Annotated in this window: 15 protein-coding genes; 1 reads left to right on the top strand and 14 read right to left on the bottom strand. The window is 70.5% G+C overall.

The annotated features are described in order from the left end of the window. On the top strand, window positions 1-487 hold a 487-nt coding region (locus ACT3TD_RS14060), incomplete at its 5' end, for an HNH endonuclease signature motif containing protein (protein ID WP_444615171.1). Between the two features lie 79 nt (window positions 488-566). Here ACT3TD_RS14060 and scpB read toward each other — a convergent pair. From scpB to ACT3TD_RS13990, 14 genes are all read right to left on the bottom strand, one after another. Continuing rightward, window positions 567-1,115: an SMC-Scp complex subunit ScpB gene (gene scpB, locus ACT3TD_RS14055; protein WP_301442691.1), complete on the bottom strand. Its 549-nt coding sequence runs from the start codon at window positions 1,113-1,115 to the stop codon at window positions 567-569. Between the two features lie 24 nt (window positions 1,116-1,139). Continuing rightward, a complete protein-coding gene (locus ACT3TD_RS14050; RefSeq protein ID WP_301442692.1) occupies window positions 1,140-1,958 on the bottom strand; it encodes a segregation and condensation protein A in 819 nt (272 codons plus the stop codon). A gap of 2 nt (window positions 1,959-1,960) precedes the next feature. Continuing rightward, a complete protein-coding gene (locus ACT3TD_RS14045; RefSeq protein ID WP_301442693.1) occupies window positions 1,961-2,827 on the bottom strand; it encodes a ParA family protein in 867 nt (288 codons plus the stop codon). Between the two features lie 101 nt (window positions 2,828-2,928). After that, the gene (locus ACT3TD_RS14040) at window positions 2,929-3,906 is read right to left on the bottom strand and encodes a site-specific tyrosine recombinase XerD (protein ID WP_301442694.1); all 978 of its coding nucleotides are present in this window, start codon (window positions 3,904-3,906) and stop codon (window positions 2,929-2,931) included. Then, window positions 3,896-4,579 carry an NUDIX domain-containing protein gene (locus ACT3TD_RS14035; protein WP_301442695.1) on the bottom strand — a complete coding sequence of 228 codons (684 nt, stop codon included), beginning with the start codon at window positions 4,577-4,579 and terminating at the stop codon, window positions 3,896-3,898. Before ACT3TD_RS14035 ends, ACT3TD_RS14040 begins: the two co-directional genes overlap by 11 nt. Window positions 4,580-4,614: 35 nt before the next feature. Beyond that, window positions 4,615-6,276, bottom strand: a complete 1,662-nt coding sequence (locus tag ACT3TD_RS14030; RefSeq protein WP_301442696.1) for a CTP synthase — start codon at window positions 6,274-6,276, stop codon at window positions 4,615-4,617. 69 nt (window positions 6,277-6,345) lie between these two features. Then, on the bottom strand, window positions 6,346-7,260 hold the full coding sequence (locus ACT3TD_RS14025) for a copper transporter (RefSeq protein ID WP_301442697.1): 915 nt from the start codon (window positions 7,258-7,260) through the stop codon (window positions 6,346-6,348). Next, window positions 7,260-8,438 carry a putative cytokinetic ring protein SteA gene (gene steA / locus ACT3TD_RS14020; protein ID WP_301442698.1) on the bottom strand — a complete coding sequence of 393 codons (1,179 nt, stop codon included), beginning with the start codon at window positions 8,436-8,438 and terminating at the stop codon, window positions 7,260-7,262. Before steA ends, ACT3TD_RS14025 begins: the two co-directional genes overlap by 1 nt. A gap of 54 nt (window positions 8,439-8,492) precedes the next feature. After that, complete coding sequence (gene recN / locus ACT3TD_RS14015; protein ID WP_301442699.1) at window positions 8,493-10,232, bottom strand: DNA repair protein RecN; 1,740 nt, start codon at window positions 10,230-10,232, stop codon at window positions 8,493-8,495. A gap of 5 nt (window positions 10,233-10,237) precedes the next feature. Beyond that, complete coding sequence (locus ACT3TD_RS14010; protein WP_301442700.1) at window positions 10,238-11,161, bottom strand: NAD kinase; 924 nt, start codon at window positions 11,159-11,161, stop codon at window positions 10,238-10,240. Continuing rightward, window positions 11,158-11,997 carry a TlyA family RNA methyltransferase gene (locus ACT3TD_RS14005; RefSeq protein WP_444615170.1) on the bottom strand — a complete coding sequence of 280 codons (840 nt, stop codon included), beginning with the start codon at window positions 11,995-11,997 and terminating at the stop codon, window positions 11,158-11,160. Before ACT3TD_RS14005 ends, ACT3TD_RS14010 begins: the two co-directional genes overlap by 4 nt. A gap of 2 nt (window positions 11,998-11,999) precedes the next feature. Beyond that, window positions 12,000-12,182, bottom strand: a complete 183-nt coding sequence (locus tag ACT3TD_RS14000; RefSeq protein WP_301442702.1) for a hypothetical protein — start codon at window positions 12,180-12,182, stop codon at window positions 12,000-12,002. Beyond that, window positions 12,173-13,189: an HAD-IIA family hydrolase gene (locus ACT3TD_RS13995; RefSeq protein WP_301442703.1), complete on the bottom strand. Its 1,017-nt coding sequence runs from the start codon at window positions 13,187-13,189 to the stop codon at window positions 12,173-12,175. Before ACT3TD_RS13995 ends, ACT3TD_RS14000 begins: the two co-directional genes overlap by 10 nt. A 3-nt stretch (window positions 13,190-13,192) precedes the next feature. Continuing rightward, window positions 13,193-14,278, bottom strand: coding sequence for a tetratricopeptide repeat protein (locus ACT3TD_RS13990; protein WP_301442704.1), 1,086 nt, complete (start codon window positions 14,276-14,278; stop codon window positions 13,193-13,195). Window positions 14,279-14,452 lie beyond the last annotated feature (174 nt).

Raw genomic sequence — 14,452 nt, 5'->3', positions numbered from 1 at the left:
GGTCGGCTGGCTCAACCCCGCCACCGCCGACCGCCTCGAAGGCACCTGCGAGGCAAGCAAGATCACCGAGATCCCCACAGATCCGCAGGACTACCCCACCTCCGAGGGCTACCCGTTCCTCGCCGGGCACAAGACCTACCTCGAAGGCCGGGACGCGACCTGCCGCTTCCCCAACTGTGATGTGCCGGCCGCCCTGTGCGACAACGACCACATCGTCAACTCCGCCCACACCGACCCCGACAGTGACGGGGCCACGCATCCGAGCAACGGGCAGAAACTGTGCCGCCCGCACCACCGGTTGAAAACCGCCGGGGTGTGGACGTGCTCCACCACCGACGGTGGGTTCACCATCGAGTGGCAGGGCCCCGGCGGGGCGCGCTACACCACCCGTGCCACCGGCCCGCTGGCCGAGGCCTACGACCCGGACAGACCCCTCACCTTCGACGACCCAGAAGAGCCCGACGGACCCGAAGCCCCACCCGACTAGGACCCTCACCGACCGCACACGCACACGACGACCCCCGCACCCTCCCAGGTGCAGGGGCCAGACGTGCGGGCCAGGCACCTTAGTCGAGGGCGTCGATGGCGTCCACGTCGGGCAGCAACGGTGCGAGGTTCGGCAGCGCCTCGAGCGACTCGATGCCCAACTGCTCCAGGAACAGGTCCGTGGTGGCGTACAGGTGTGCACCACCGACCTCCCCGGTCACACCGACCTCGGCGATCAGGCCGCGCAACGCCAACGTGCGCATCACCCCGTCACAGTTCACCCCACGCACGCCGGCGACCTGCGACCGGGTGACCGGTTGGCGGTAGGCCACCACGGCGAGGGTCTCCAACGCCGCCCGGGAGAGTCGCTGCTGCGAACCGTCGAGAATCTTCGCCTCCACCGTCGCCGAGTTCTCCCGTCGCGTGTACAACCGCCACAGTCCATCGCGTTCACGAAGCTCGAACCCCATCCCCCGGTCCGAGAACTCCGTGGCGATCTCCTGCAACGCGTCGGTCACCGACTCCTCGGAGGTCTCCAGCACTCGGGCGAAGTCGACGGCCGAGGTCGGTTCGTCGGAGACGAGCAGCAGCGACTCCAGACGACTACGAACGACACTCACCGGTTCCATGTCCAGCATCCTCTCAACGTTGATTCAGTCCCAGTTACTAGCCGCGACCACGGCAGGGTCCACGTTCAGCCCCGTCCACGCCACGGTCATCTCCTCGAGCGGTTCGGGCTGTTCGATGCCCACCGCGCGTGCCTTGTAGAGCTCCAGCAGGGCGAGGAACCGTCCGACGACCTTCATCGACACCTCGCAGTCCGAGATCAGGGTACTGAAACTGACCCAGGTCTCCGCACCGGCGACCCGCAAGGTCGACAGGATGTGCCCGGCCTGCTCCGGGACGGACACCTCCTGGGCGTGCAGGTGCCCGGTGGAGACCTCGGACGGGGTCGGACGGAACACCGCCGCCGCCCGCTCGGCGAACTGCTCGGGTGTCAGCCCCAGCTCCACCGGTGGCATGAGGTCGGTGAAGTGCTCCTCCGGGGAGAGCTGGACGGGGTAGCTGCGGTCGGCGTCGCGCTGCCATTCAGCGAACAGTCCAGCCACCGACTTGTACGCGCGGTACTGCAGCAGGCGGGCGAACAGCAGGTCGCGGGACTCCAGCAGGGCCAGGTCCTCCTCGTTCTCGACCTCCCCGCGCGGGACCAACCGTGCGGCCTTGAGGTCCAGCAGCGTGGCGGCGACGACGAGGAACTCGGTCACCTCGTCCAGGTCGTCGACACTGCCGGTCAACGAGCGGGTGTAGGAGATGAACTCGTCGGTGACCGTCGCCAGGGCGACCTCGGTCACGTCCATCTTGCGGGAGTGGATCAGCTGCAGCAGCAGGTCGAAGGGCCCGTCGAAGTTGGCCAGGGCGACCCGGAACCCGGTGAGCTCCGGTTGCTCGACGTGCTCCGGAACCTCGCCCACCCTCAGGTCCTTTCGACGACCTCGGCCGCGAGGTCAAGGTACTGGTGGGCGCCATCGGAGGACGGGGCCCAGGAGGTGATCGGCTCCCCCGCCACCGAGGTCTCCGGGAAGCGCACGGTCCGGGTGATCACGGTGTCGAAGACCTTGTCCCCGAACACCTCGACGACACGCTCCATGACCTCACGGGAGTGGTTGGTGCGCCGGTCGAACATGGTCACCAGGATGCCGGTGACCTCGAGCCGGAAGTTCAGGCGGTCGCGGACCTTCTCCACGGTGTCGGTGAGCAGCGCCAGACCACGCAACGAGAAGTACTCGCACTCCATCGGGATGATCACGCTGTCGGCACAGCTCAGCGCGTTGACGGTGAGCAGTCCGAGCGACGGCTGGCAGTCCACGATCACGTAGTCGTAGTCGTTCATCACCGGCTGCAGGGCACGTGCGAGCGCCTGTTCCCGGCCGACCTCGTTGACGAGCTGGATCTCCGCGGCGGACAGGTCGATGTTCGCCGGGACCACGTCCAGGCCCTCCACCGGGCTGGAGTGCAGCGCCTCGTGGATCGTGGCGGTGTTGTCCACCAGCAGGTTGTAGATCGTCACGTCGAGCTCTTCGTGGTCGATGCCCAGCCCCGCCGAGAGCGCCCCCTGCGGGTCGAGGTCGACGAGCAGGACGCGACGCCCGTAGAACGCCAGCGCGGCGCCCATGTTGATCGTCGACGTGGTCTTGCCCACGCCGCCCTTCTGGTTGCACATCGCGATGACGGTCGCCGGGCCGTGCCGGTCGAGCGCCGCGGGGCGCGGAATCTCGCGCAGCGGGCGTCCGGTGAGACCGACCTGGGGCTTGTCGAACAGGCCTTCTGATGAACGAGCCATCTCGTCAAGCTCCCTTCCTTGATTCGGTGCCGTTGATCCTCGGTGGCTCCGAGGGGATCGCATCACGCCACCACGATGAACAAATCACACGGTTCAGATTATCACGCACGCGGATGCGACTCCGCCCAGGATTCCCGAAGCAGGTCGGGGGTGACCTTCGTGTAGATCTGCGTGGTCGACACACTCGAGTGCCCGAGCAGCTCCTGCACCACCCGCACGTCCGCCCCGCCGGTGAGCAGATGGGTGGCGAAACTGTGCCTCAGACTGTGCGGCGAGATCTCGCCGAGGCCCGCACGCTCGGCGGCCCCGGAGATGATCTTGTACCCGGACTGCCTGGTCAGACGGCCCCCGCGGGCGGTGAGCAGGAGGGCGGCGGCGTCCGCGCCGTGCCGGCTGCGTTGAGCCAGTTGGGGACGCGCCCGGGTGAGGTAGGCGTCCAACGCCGACAGGGCCGGCCCACCCACCGGCAGGATGCGGTCCTTGCCGCCCTTGCCCCGCACGCGCACCAGGCCGTCGTTGCGGTCGATGTCATCGAGGTCAAGGGCCGTGGCTTCACTGATTCGTGCGCCGGTGGAGTACAGCAGCTCGACAAGCGCCCGGTCGCGCAGGTTCAGCGGTCCGGCGGCCTCGCCCTCGGGGCACGCCTCGATCAGCCGGAGCACCTGGTCGGTCGTCAACGCCTTCGGCAGGTCCCTGCGCCCGGGCGCCAGGGGCACCTCGGCCACGACGTCCGGCAGGCCCGACTCGGCGGCGGTGAACCTGTGGAGCCCGCGGACGGCGCTGAGTACCCGTGCGACCGAGGACTGCGCCAACGCCCGCCCGCCCGTCGCGGCGCAACCGGTACGCAGGTCGACGATGAAACGTTCGATGTCCCCCGTGGTCACCGTCGTCATGTCCAGGCCCCCGTCCGCCAGCCACCCCAGGTAACGGTCGATGTCGCGACCGTAGTTGTCGAGGGTGTTCGCGCTGCGTCCGCGTTCGGTACGCAGGTGCCGCATCCAGGCGCGGACGCGACGCCGGTCGGCGTCGGCCGCGGCGTCTGGGTCAGCCCCGGCATCAGCCGCGGCGTCAGCGCACATGCTTCATGTCCGTCCCCCGCGCCAGTCCCCCCTGACGCCGTTCGGCCAGACCGGAGTGGTGGTCGAAGGGTTCGGAGACGTCCCGGCGTGTGCCGGCGTGCAGGTGCAGCAGACCGGCGACGGCCGTGGCGTTCACGATCTCGCCGCGGCGGACCATGTCCACCGCCTCGTCCACCGGTGTCCAGCGGGAGGTCATGTCGGCCTCCTCGCCGGTGGCCTCCTCCAGCTCCGCGGCGTCCTCCGCGGTCAGGGGGTGGACGTCCTCGGCGAGGAAGATGCGGCACATCTCCTCGCTGATCCCCGGTGAGGGGCAGATGTCGCCCAGGAGGTGCCAGCGCCCGGCGGACAGCCCCGCCTCCTCGGCGAGTTCACGTCGCGCCGTGCTCAGCGGATCCTCCCCCGCCATGTCCAGCAGGCCGGCAGGCAGCTCCCACAGGTAGCGGTCCACGGGGCGGCGGTACTGGCGGACCAGCATCACCTCGGGACGCCCGGGCTGCGACGAATCGGACGGGGAATCCCGCGGGGAATTCCGCAGCGCCACGATCGCGGCGGCACCGAAGTGCTCGACCACCTCACGCCGGGCCTCGCCGGTGGCCGTGGTGATCCGGTCGCGGCGCAGTGCGACGACCGGGGCGTCCACCAGGAGTTCGCTGGACAGTATGCGGTACTCCACTGGGCCTCCTCTGGCTCCCCCGCGTCCTGCGCGTCCTACTTGCCCTGCCGCGCCACCGCGGCGCGCACCAGGCCGCTGAACAGCGGGTGCGGACGCGTCGGACGCGACTTGTACTCGGGGTGCGCCTGCGTGGCGACCAGGTAGGGGTGCACGGAGGTCGGGTACTCGACGAACTCGACGAGGGTGCCGTCCGGCGAGGTGCCGGAGAACACCAGGTCGGAGTTCTCCGCGATCTGCTCGCGGTAGCGGTTGTTGACCTCGTAGCGGTGACGGTGACGCTCGGAGACCTCGGTCTCGCCGTAGGCGTCGGCCACCACGGTGCCGGCCTCCAGCACCGCGGGGTAGGCGCCCAGGCGCATCGTTCCGCCCAGGTCGGCCTGACCGGAGACCGCCGCCTGCTGCTCGGCCATCGTGGAGATCACCGGGGAGGGGGTGTTCTCGTCGAACTCGGTGGACGAGGCGTCCTCGATGCCGGCGTGACGCGCGGCCTCGATGACGGTGCACTGCAGGCCCAGGCAGATGCCCAGCATCGGCACCAGGTTCTCACGGCAGTGCGTGATCGCGCCGATCTTGCCCTCGATGCCGCGGATGCCGAAGCCGCCGGGCACGACCACCGCGTCGCAGCCCTCCAGCGCGCTCGCCGCGCCTTCCGGGGTGGCGCAGTCGTCGGCGGCGACCCACCGCACCTTGGCCTTGACCTGCTCGCCGAACGCACCGGCGCGGATGGCCTCGGCGACGGAGAGGTAGGCGTCCGGCAGGTCGATGTACTTGCCGACCAGCCCCACGGTCACCTCGCCCTTCGGGGAGTGCACCCGGTCGAGCAGCCCGCCCCACACGGTCCAGTCCACGTCGCGGAACGGCAGGTTGAGCTTGCGGATGAGGAAGGAGTCGAGGTGCTCGCGGTAGAGCACCCGCGGGATGTCGTAGATCGAGGCGGCGTCCGCGCAGGACACCACACCCTCCTCGTCGACGTCGGTCATCAGGGCGATCTTCGACTTCAGTCCCTCCGGGACCTCACGGTCGCAGCGCAGGACGATGGAGTCCGGGATGATGCCGATGCTGCGCAGCTCAGCCACGGAGTGCTGGGTCGGCTTGGTCTTCAGCTCGCCCGAGGGAGCCAGGTAGGGCACCAGGGAGACGTGGATGAAGAAGATGTTCTCCCGGCCGACCTCGTGGCGCACCTGACGGGCGGCCTCGAGGAAGGGCTGGGACTCGATGTCACCGACGGTGCCGCCGATCTCGGAGATCACCACGTCCGGACGGACCCCGTCGGCGTCCGGCAGCGCCTGGGCGAGGATGCGGGACTTGATCTCGTCGGTGATGTGCGGGATGACCTGCACGGTCTTGCCGAGGAACTCGCCGCGACGCTCCTTGGCGATCACCGTGGAGTACACCTTGCCGGTGGTGACGTTGGCGTTCTGGGTGAGGCTGCGGTCCAGGAAGCGCTCGTAGTGGCCCAGGTCCAGGTCGGTCTCGGCCCCGTCGTCGGTGACGAAGACCTCACCGTGCTCGAAGGGGTTCATGGTGCCGGGATCGACGTTGAGGTACGGATCCAGCTTCTGCATCGTGACCTTCAGGCCACGGGCCACCAGCAACTGCCCCAGGCTGGCGGCGGTCAGGCCCTTACCGAGCGACGAGACGACGCCGCCGGTGACGAAAATAAACTTGGTGTGCTGCTCGCTGCGGCCCTGAGACACATCGACTCCCGTGGTTGGAACTGATAAAACCTACGGGGCTTCAGCCTAACAGAGATGGGCCGCCACCCTCTATTCCACCGTCGCGGAGGCGGCGTTGGACGCCGAGCCGTAGGCGCCGGCGTCGCCGTCGAGCTGTCCGGCGAGCGCGCGGACCACGGTGATGCGTCCGGCGGTGGTGTTCACGTTGTCCACGGTGGAGACGTTCTCGGTGGCGTCGGAGTCGGCGCGGACCAGGCCGACGGCCCCGTCGCGGGCGGCGGAACCGTTCTCGCCGGCGAGCACCGTGCCGCCGGTCGTGGCGTCCAGCGCGGTGGCCATGTCCGCGACGAACCGGGTCGAGTAGTTCCCGTCCCCGTCGCCCTCGGAGGCCCCGCCGGTGACGACGACGACCGCGTCGGCCGGGGACAGGTCGTCCTGCCCGTCGCTGAAGAAGCCGGCGTTGCCGAGCGCGCCCAGGACCACCGCGCGGTCGGACTCGCTGGCAGCGTCGCGCCCGGACCCCAGGGTCTGCCCCAGCAGCTCTCCCACGTGGTAGCCGGGGTCCATGCGGTCCTCCGACAACGACGCCCCGGCCGGGAGGCTGCCCGCCGCCAGGGACTTCAGCTCGTCACCGGAGTCCGGGGAGGTGAAGGACGCGTCGAGCCGCAGCGTGCCGGCATCCTCCCCGCCCGCCTCGCCGATGAGCGAGCGGACGTCGTCGACCGCCTCATCCTCGGCGTCGGCGGTGGCGAGCACCAGCACCGACCGGTCGGCGAGGTCGTCGCCGACGGCGTCGGCGGCGAGACCGGAGAGCACCTCGTCGGACGCGTCGCCCTCGGCGGTGGCCAGGTCGGCGCGGTCGGACTCGGCGCTGAGCTCCGCGCGCGTCTCGGAGTCGGCGGCCGCCGGGCCGCCCTCCACGTTCGGCGCCAGCACGTAGAAGCCCAGGGCGGTACCCACCGCCACGCCGAGTGCCACGACTCCCGTCGTCTTCCCCGCGCCCATCAGAACAGGTCCTGGAAGCGCAGGGCGATGTTGTTCCACGTGTCGACGAGGTTGTCGGCGAAGTTGCCGGAACCGCTGAAGCCGGCGATCAGCACGATGACCACCACCGCCAGCAGTACGCCGACGAGCGCCCACCACCAGCCGCCGCCGCTACGCGAGACCCGGTAGAGCTCGGCCACGGCCGTGGAGTCGACCAGCCGGCCGCCGACGCGCAGACGCGACAGCATCGCCGAGGGCGTGTCCGGGGACTGCGCGGTGTCGAAGATACGGTCCAGGTCCAGCACCGGGCCCAGGGTCACGACCATCGACGCACCGTGGTAGTCGGCGAGCAGCAGCGCCAGGTCGGTGGAGTCCGAGGTCGCCGCCGGGAAGGTCATCGCACCGACACCCAGGTCCTGGATGCGCTCCAGGCCCGCGGCGTGGCCGTCCGGCTCGGCCGGCAGCACGATCGTCGCACCGCAGTTCAGCGCGTCGTTGCTGATCAGCTCCGGGTCGCCGACGATCACGCGCGGACGGTAACCGTGCTTGACCAGGGTGTCCGCCGCCCCGTCGACCGCCACGACCACGGGCTCGTACTCGCGGATGAAGTAGCGCAGGGACTTCAGCTTCTCGTCGATGTCCGGGTCCGGGCTGACGACCAGCACCTTGCGGTCGTCCATGTCCACGCCGACCTCCGGCACACCCAGGCCGTCGATGAACAGCGGGGCCTCGGTGCGGACGAACTCGGCGGTGTTGCCGGTGAACGCCTCCATGTGGTCGGCGAGGGTCTCCCGCGCCTCGTCGAAACGGGTCACCGCGGTGTCCTCGTCGAGGACCTCGCCCTTGCCGATCGACCGGTCGCCGTAGAGGATCTTGCCCTCGTGCAGCCGGCCCTTGCGGCCGTTCTTGAGGCGGTCGGTGATCGTGGGGTCGGCGTTGTCGACCAGGACGATGCCGGCGTCCAGCATCATCTGCGGCCCGAAGTTCGGCACGTTGCCGGTGGAGAACGCCGCGGTGTTGACCACCGCGGCGACCTTGGCGTCGATGAACTTCTGGGCGAGCGCACGGCCGGTGTCGGGCTGGTCGACGACGACGATGTCGCCCTCGGACAGCTTTCCGGTGACGCTCGTCCCAGTGCAGTCCCGGGTGTGGCCGTGGATGCCGGGGGTGTCGTTGCGGGAGAAGATCATGGGGACCATTGTGACGGTTGCCCCCGCGTGTGCGGGGTAGGCGCGCCGAGACGCGCCGTGTAATCACCGCCCGCCGATCTCCACCTTCGCCTCGCGGGCGGTCTCCAGGAGTTCCTCGGCGTGGGCACGCCCGGTGTCGGACTCCAGGCCGGCGAGCATGCGCGAGAGCTCCTCGACGCGCTCGGCCGAGCTCAGCGTGCGCACGCTGGAGCGCACCGAGTCGTCGTCGGACGCCTTGGCGACGTGCACGTGCGCGTCGGCGAACGCCGCCACCTGCGGCAGGTGGGTCACCACGATGACCTGGTTGTCGACGGCGAGGCGGGCGAGACGCCGGCCGATCTCCACCGCGGCACGTCCGCCGACCCCCGAGTCGACCTCGTCGAAGACCATGGTGCGGCCCGTGCCCGCCAGCACGACCTCCAGGGCGAGCATCACGCGGGAGAGCTCACCGCCGGACGCCGTGGCGGCCAGCGAGTTCGGCTTGCCGCCCTGCACCAGCAGGAACTCGACCTCGTCGACACCGTCGGGTCCGCAGTCCCCGGGGCCGGCCGTGCCTGTTCCTCCGGCGGTGCCGGCACCTGCGGTGCGGACGTCGACCCGCAGGGAGGACGACATCTGCAGCCCGGCGATCTCGTCGCTGACGGCACCGGCGAAACGCCCGGCGGCCGCGGTACGTGCCGCCGACAGTGCCGCCGCGGCCTCCAGCATCGCCGACTCTGCTTCGCCGACCCGGCCACGCAGCTCCTCCAGGGCGTCGCCGGAGACGTCGATGGACGACAACCGGTCGTGGGCCTTGTCGCGCCACGCCAGCACGCCGTCGATGTCGGAGGCGTACTTGCGCAGTTCGCGCAGGTCCTGCTGGCGTGCCAGCAGTCCCTCGAGGCTCTCCGGCGCCGGGATGTCCGCCAGGGTCGCCCCGATCTCCCCGGAGATGTCCGCCAGGTCCGTGACCAAGGCGTTGAGGCGCGCGGCGAGGTCGCCGAAGCGGGGTTCGGCCCCCGTCCGTCCGGCCAGGGCGGACGCGGCGGCGGCCACCGAGTCCACCGCGGCGGTGTCCTCCGTTGCGGCGTCGGGGTCGCCGCCGTCGATCGCGGCGAGGGCGGCCAGGGCCGCGTCGCGCACCTCGTCGGCGTCCTGCAGCCGGCTGATCATCGCCTTGAGCTCGTCGTCCTCACCGGGCTGCGGGTCCAGGCCGTCGATCTCGTCGAGGGACCGACGCAACGTCTCCGCCTCCAGGGCGAGGTCGCGACGCTTCTCGGTGCGCTCGTTCAGGTCGCGGGCCAACGTCGCCCACTCCCGCCGCAGACGTCGGTAGGCACGCCGGTCCTCGTCGAGGCCGGCGAAACGGTCGAGGTTGCGCAGCTGACGGGTCGGGTCGAGCAGCTGGAGCTGGTCGGACTGGCCGTGGATGGTCAGCAGGCGGGAGGCGAAGTCGGCGAGCACGCCGGCGGCGACGGTGCGTCCGGCCAGGTGGGCACGGGAGCGCCCGGAGGAGCTCACCGAGCGGGAGGCCACGACCTCGCCGTCCTCCACGTAGCCGCCGACCTCGTCGACCAACGCCGCGGCGGACCTGGAGTCGGCGGTGTCCCCACCGGTGTGGAAGATCCCGTCGACGGTGGCACGGTCGGTGCCGGCGCGCACGCGCTGACTGTCCGCCCGCGAGCCGGAGAGCAGCTTCAGGCCGGTGACGACCATCGTCTTGCCGGCGCCGGTCTCGCCGGTGACCACGGTGAAACCGTCGGTGAATTCGGCGACGGCCTCCTCGATGACACCCAGGTTCCGGATCTGGAGTTCCCTCAGCATCCCCGTCACCTGCGCGGTCCGCGCCACCCGGTCACCGGGAGACGGAACTTCTGGACGAGACGGTCGGTGAACGGTTCGGTGTCCAGGCGTACCCAGCGCACATCCTGCGGGCCGCGGCGGATCTCCACGCGCGCACCCGGGGGCATGTGGATCTGACGGAAACCGTCCATCACCGCGGTCGCCGGGGAGGTGTGCGGGTTGGTCTCCACCGCCACCGTGGAGTCGGGGCTGACGACCAGCGGGCGGGCGAACAGGGTGTGCGCGTTCGACGGCACCACCAGGATAGACGCCAGTTCGGGCCACAGGATCGGCCCGCCGGCGGAGAAGGCGTAGGCCGTCGACCCGGTCGGGGTGGAGACCAGCACGCCGTCGCAGCCGAAGGAGCTCACCGGGCGTTGGTCGACTTCCAGGATCGTGTCCAGCACGCCCTGGCGGTTCAGGTTCTCCACCGAGCACTCGTTGAGCGCCCAGCCGGTGCCCAGCACACGGCCGTCGGTGTCGCGGGCGGTGATCGACAGTGTCATCCGGTTCTCGATGCGGTAGTCGCCGGCGATGACCCGGTCCAGGGCCTCCTCCAGCGACTCCTGCTCCCACTCGGCGAGGAAGCCGATGTGGCCCATGTTCACGCCCAGCACGGGCACGTCCTGGGCGTGGGCGATGTCGGCGGCGCGCAGGAACGTCCCGTCCCCGCCGAGGACGAGCACCAGGTCCACCCCGCGGGCGGCCTCGGTGGTGTGCCCGTAGCGCGGGAAACGCCCGAGGATCTCGTGGCGGGCCACGGGTGCGGGGTCGCCGGTGGACATCACGCGCACGGTGAGCCCACCGTCGGAGAGCCGTTGGGCGGCCGCGGCGGCCATGGAGAGTTTGTCGGCCGCTCCGGTGTGCGCGACCAGGAGCACCTCGCGGACGCGGGGGGCGTCGTCGGTCACTGGGGACCCTCCTTCACTGCCTTGTCGACCATGGTGGTCAGTTCCTCGTCATCGGGGGCGCTCACACCACCATCTTTCACCAACCAGAGAAAGTATTCCACGTTTCCGCTGGGACCGGGCAACGGTGAGGCGACGACGGCGCGTGTCGACAGTCCGTGCCGACGCGCCGCATGTGCCACGTCCAGGGTGACCTCGGCACGCAGGGCCGGGTCGCGCACCACTCCCCCGTGCCCGAGCCGCTGGCGTCCGACCTCGAACTGCGGCTTGACCATCGGCAACAGGTCGCCGCCGTCGGCGATGCAGTCGGCGAGCGCCGGGAGCACCAGGTCGATGGAGATGAAGGACAGGTCCCCGACCATGGCGTCCGCCGGTCCGCCGAGCTGTTCCGGGGTGAGGGTACGCACGTTGGTACGGTCCATCACGGTGACGCGGTCGTCGTTCTGCAGCCGCCAGATCAGCTGCCCGTAGCCGACGTCCACGGCGAGCACCTCGGCGGCGCCGCGCTGCAGGCACACGTCGGTGAAACCGCCGGTGGACGCACCAGCGTCGAGCACGCGGCGTCCGGCGAGATCGAGGCCGTCGGCCTCGAAGGCGGCGAGCGCACCGAGGAGCTTGTGCGCCCCGCGGGACGCCCACCGGTCGTCGTCGCTCTCGGTGACGCGAATCGACACGTCCCCGTCGACACCAGTGGCCGGCTTGATGGCCCGCATCCCGTTGACGCTGACGCGCCCGGCGAGGATCATCTCGCGGGCGTGTTCACGGGAGCGGGCGTCCTTGCGCTTGACCAGTTCGGCGTCCAGTCGTTGGAGACGCCGGCTCCTGTTCGCCTTCGGCATGCTCAGCGGCCCTCCAAGGCGTCGTTGATCAGTCGGTGCGCCTGTTCGAGCAGCCCCGCCTCCTCGGTACCCTCGGCGTCGGACGCCAGCAGGGCGTCGACCTCGGCGACGAGGGTGTCGGCGTCGAAGACGCCGGTGCCGGGGGTCGGGCTCTGCCTCGCCAGGTCGCCGGGGTTCACCGCCACGCCTCCAGGGCGGACGCTGCGGCGGGGTCACCGTCGGCAGCGACGACCGTCACGTCCTGCAGCTCGCGTCCGGCGTCGAGCTGCGCCCACACCACCGGCGCGGCGACGGCGACGGCCTCTGCGGCCATGACCTCGACGTCACCGGTCTCGCCGGCGTGCACGACGACCTGCACCGCGTCTCCCTCGGCCACCGCCTCGGCGGTCCAGCCGTCGAGGTGGTCGCGCAGGTTCGCGGCGATGAACGTGGGACGGTACGGCGTGCCCAGCAGCTCGGTGTGGGTGGCCACACCGGTGAGCACGCAGAGGCTGTCGAGGCCCGCGGCGTTGCCACCGGCGATGTCGGTGTCCAGGCGGTCACCGACCGCCAGCGGACGGGTGGCGCCGGACTCCGCCACGGCGCGCCGGAACATCTCGGGCAGCGGCTTGCCGGCGCTGCGCGGGGTCACTCCGGTGGCACTGACCACGGCGGCGACCAGGGACCCGTTGCCGACGAGGAAACCGCGTTCCGACGGCAGGGTGGTGTCCATGTTCGACGCGACGTACACCGCACCGCGCTGGATGCAGAGCGTCGCCTCCGAGAGCACCGGCCAGCCGTTGTCCGGGCTGTGGCCGTGCAGGACGACATGGGGAGCCCCGCCGGCACTGTCCGCACTGTCGACGACGGTGAACCCGGCGTCCCGGGCGAGGTCGCGGAAGGACTCCGCACCGACGACGTAGGCCCGACGTCCCTCGAGCGGTAGTCCCTGCTCGGTGAGGATGTCGTTGGCCAGGGCGCAGCCGGCCTGTGCGGAGGTCAGTACCTGGGGTGCCTCGGCGGGGAAGCCGAGGGAGTTCAGGTGCTCGGCGACCTGCACGGGCGAGCGGGACGCGTTGTTGGTGATGTAGACGACGCGCCGGCCGTCGAGGGCCTCACGCGCGCCGTCGACCGGCTCACCGCCGCGGAAGACGGTTCCGTCGAGGTCGGCGAGCAGGACGTCGTAGTCGTCCAGGAGCTGCAGTCCCGCCATGGCTCAGGCGGTCCCGAGCTCGCGGAGGCGGTCCTCGGCGTCGAGGACGTTCTCGGTGTCCATCTCCACGGCACGCTCGAACCATTCGCGGGCGCCGGCGGTGTCGCCGGTGGCGAGCAGGGCGTCGGCGTAGGCGTAGGTGACGCGCAGGGCGGTCACGGCGGGGAGGTCGGTGGACTCGGACTCCGGCTGCAGGGCGGCCAGGGCGGCGTCGATGTCGCCCAGGTCGTGCTGCGCACCGGAGACGACGATGGCCAGTTCGGCGCGTCCCTCGGGGTCGAGTTCGCCTGCTTCCGGACTGCGGCCGAGTTCGACGGCCTTGTCCGGGTGGCCGAGGCCGCGCTCACAGTCGGCCATGACGGCGAGGAGGCCGGGGCCACCGGCCATACGACGGGAGGCGCGCAGCTCGGTGAGCGCCTCCTTCCAGTTGCCGGCGTGGTAGGCGGCGATGCCGAGGGTCTCGCGGGTGATCGGGACGCGGCCGCCACGGTCCTTGGCGGCGCGTGCGTGGGCGAGGGCCTGCTCGGGGTCCTTGTCCATCAGGGCCGCCGCCATGACGAGGTGGCCGGCGACCTTGTCCGCGTTGTCCTTGGACAGGCTGCGCAGCTCCTGGCGGATGCCGGGGTCGAGTTCCTTCGGGCTGACGTCCGTCGGGATCTCGGGTTCTTGGTTGCGCTGGCTGATGCGCTCCTCGCGGTAGCCCGAACGCATGGGGCCGTTGTGACGGTCGCGGCGACGGTCGTCGCCCTGGTTCTGTCCACCACGGTTGGGGCGTGCACCGTACCGACGGTCGCCGCCGCCTTGGCCACCGCGGTTGTCTCCGCGGTTATCGCGACGCTCTCCGCGGTTGTCGTTGTTGCGTCCGCGGTAGCCACCGCGGTCGTCGCGGTTGCCCTGACGGTCGTCGCGCCGGCCGCCCCGGTTGTCTCCCCGGTTGTCGTTGTCACGTCCGCGGTAGCCACCGCGGTCGTTGCCGCGGGATCCGTCGCGGCCTGAGCCGTAGCCTCCGCGGCCACCCTGGCCCTGCCGGTTTCCTTGGCCGCCGCGACCGTTGCCGCGGTAACCGCTGCCGCCGGAGGACTCGCTCATCTGTCTACCTCTTCCTGGTGATGGGATTCCTGACCGATTCTAGGTCAGGTGGCTACGGAGTCCAACCGGGGCTGAAGGGCGGCGGACCGGACCGTGTCCGAAAAATTGCATAAAAAAAGTGTGTGGTTGGAGAAGTCGACTAGCGACTGCTCCAACCACACACCTTCACTTCAC

The sequence above is a fragment of the Corynebacterium sp. AOP36-E1-14 genome, from assembly GCF_052377495.1.
Lineage (GTDB): Bacteria > Actinomycetota > Actinomycetes > Mycobacteriales > Mycobacteriaceae > Corynebacterium.
This window is presented reverse-complemented; position numbering and strand designations above follow the sequence as displayed.

Excerpts from the sequence above, each read along its gene's own strand:
- scpB (WP_301442691.1), bottom strand. The coding sequence starts at position 1,115 with ATGGAACCGGTGAGTGTCGTTCGTAGTCGTCTGGAGTCGCTGCTGCTC.
- ACT3TD_RS14045 (WP_301442693.1), bottom strand. The coding sequence starts at position 2,827 with ATGGCTCGTTCATCAGAAGGCCTGTTCGACAAGCCCCAGGTCGGTCTC.
- ACT3TD_RS14040 (WP_301442694.1), bottom strand. The coding sequence starts at position 3,906 with ATGTGCGCTGACGCCGCGGCTGATGCCGGGGCTGACCCAGACGCCGCG.
- ACT3TD_RS14025 (WP_301442697.1), bottom strand. The coding sequence starts at position 7,260 with ATGGGCGCGGGGAAGACGACGGGAGTCGTGGCACTCGGCGTGGCGGTG.
- steA (WP_301442698.1), bottom strand. The coding sequence starts at position 8,438 with ATGGTCCCCATGATCTTCTCCCGCAACGACACCCCCGGCATCCACGGC.
- recN (WP_301442699.1), bottom strand. The coding sequence starts at position 10,232 with ATGCTGAGGGAACTCCAGATCCGGAACCTGGGTGTCATCGAGGAGGCC.
- ACT3TD_RS14005 (WP_444615170.1), bottom strand. The coding sequence starts at position 11,997 with ATGCCGAAGGCGAACAGGAGCCGGCGTCTCCAACGACTGGACGCCGAA.
- ACT3TD_RS13995 (WP_301442703.1), bottom strand. The coding sequence starts at position 13,189 with ATGGCGGGACTGCAGCTCCTGGACGACTACGACGTCCTGCTCGCCGAC.
- ACT3TD_RS13990 (WP_301442704.1), bottom strand. The coding sequence starts at position 14,278 with ATGAGCGAGTCCTCCGGCGGCAGCGGTTACCGCGGCAACGGTCGCGGC.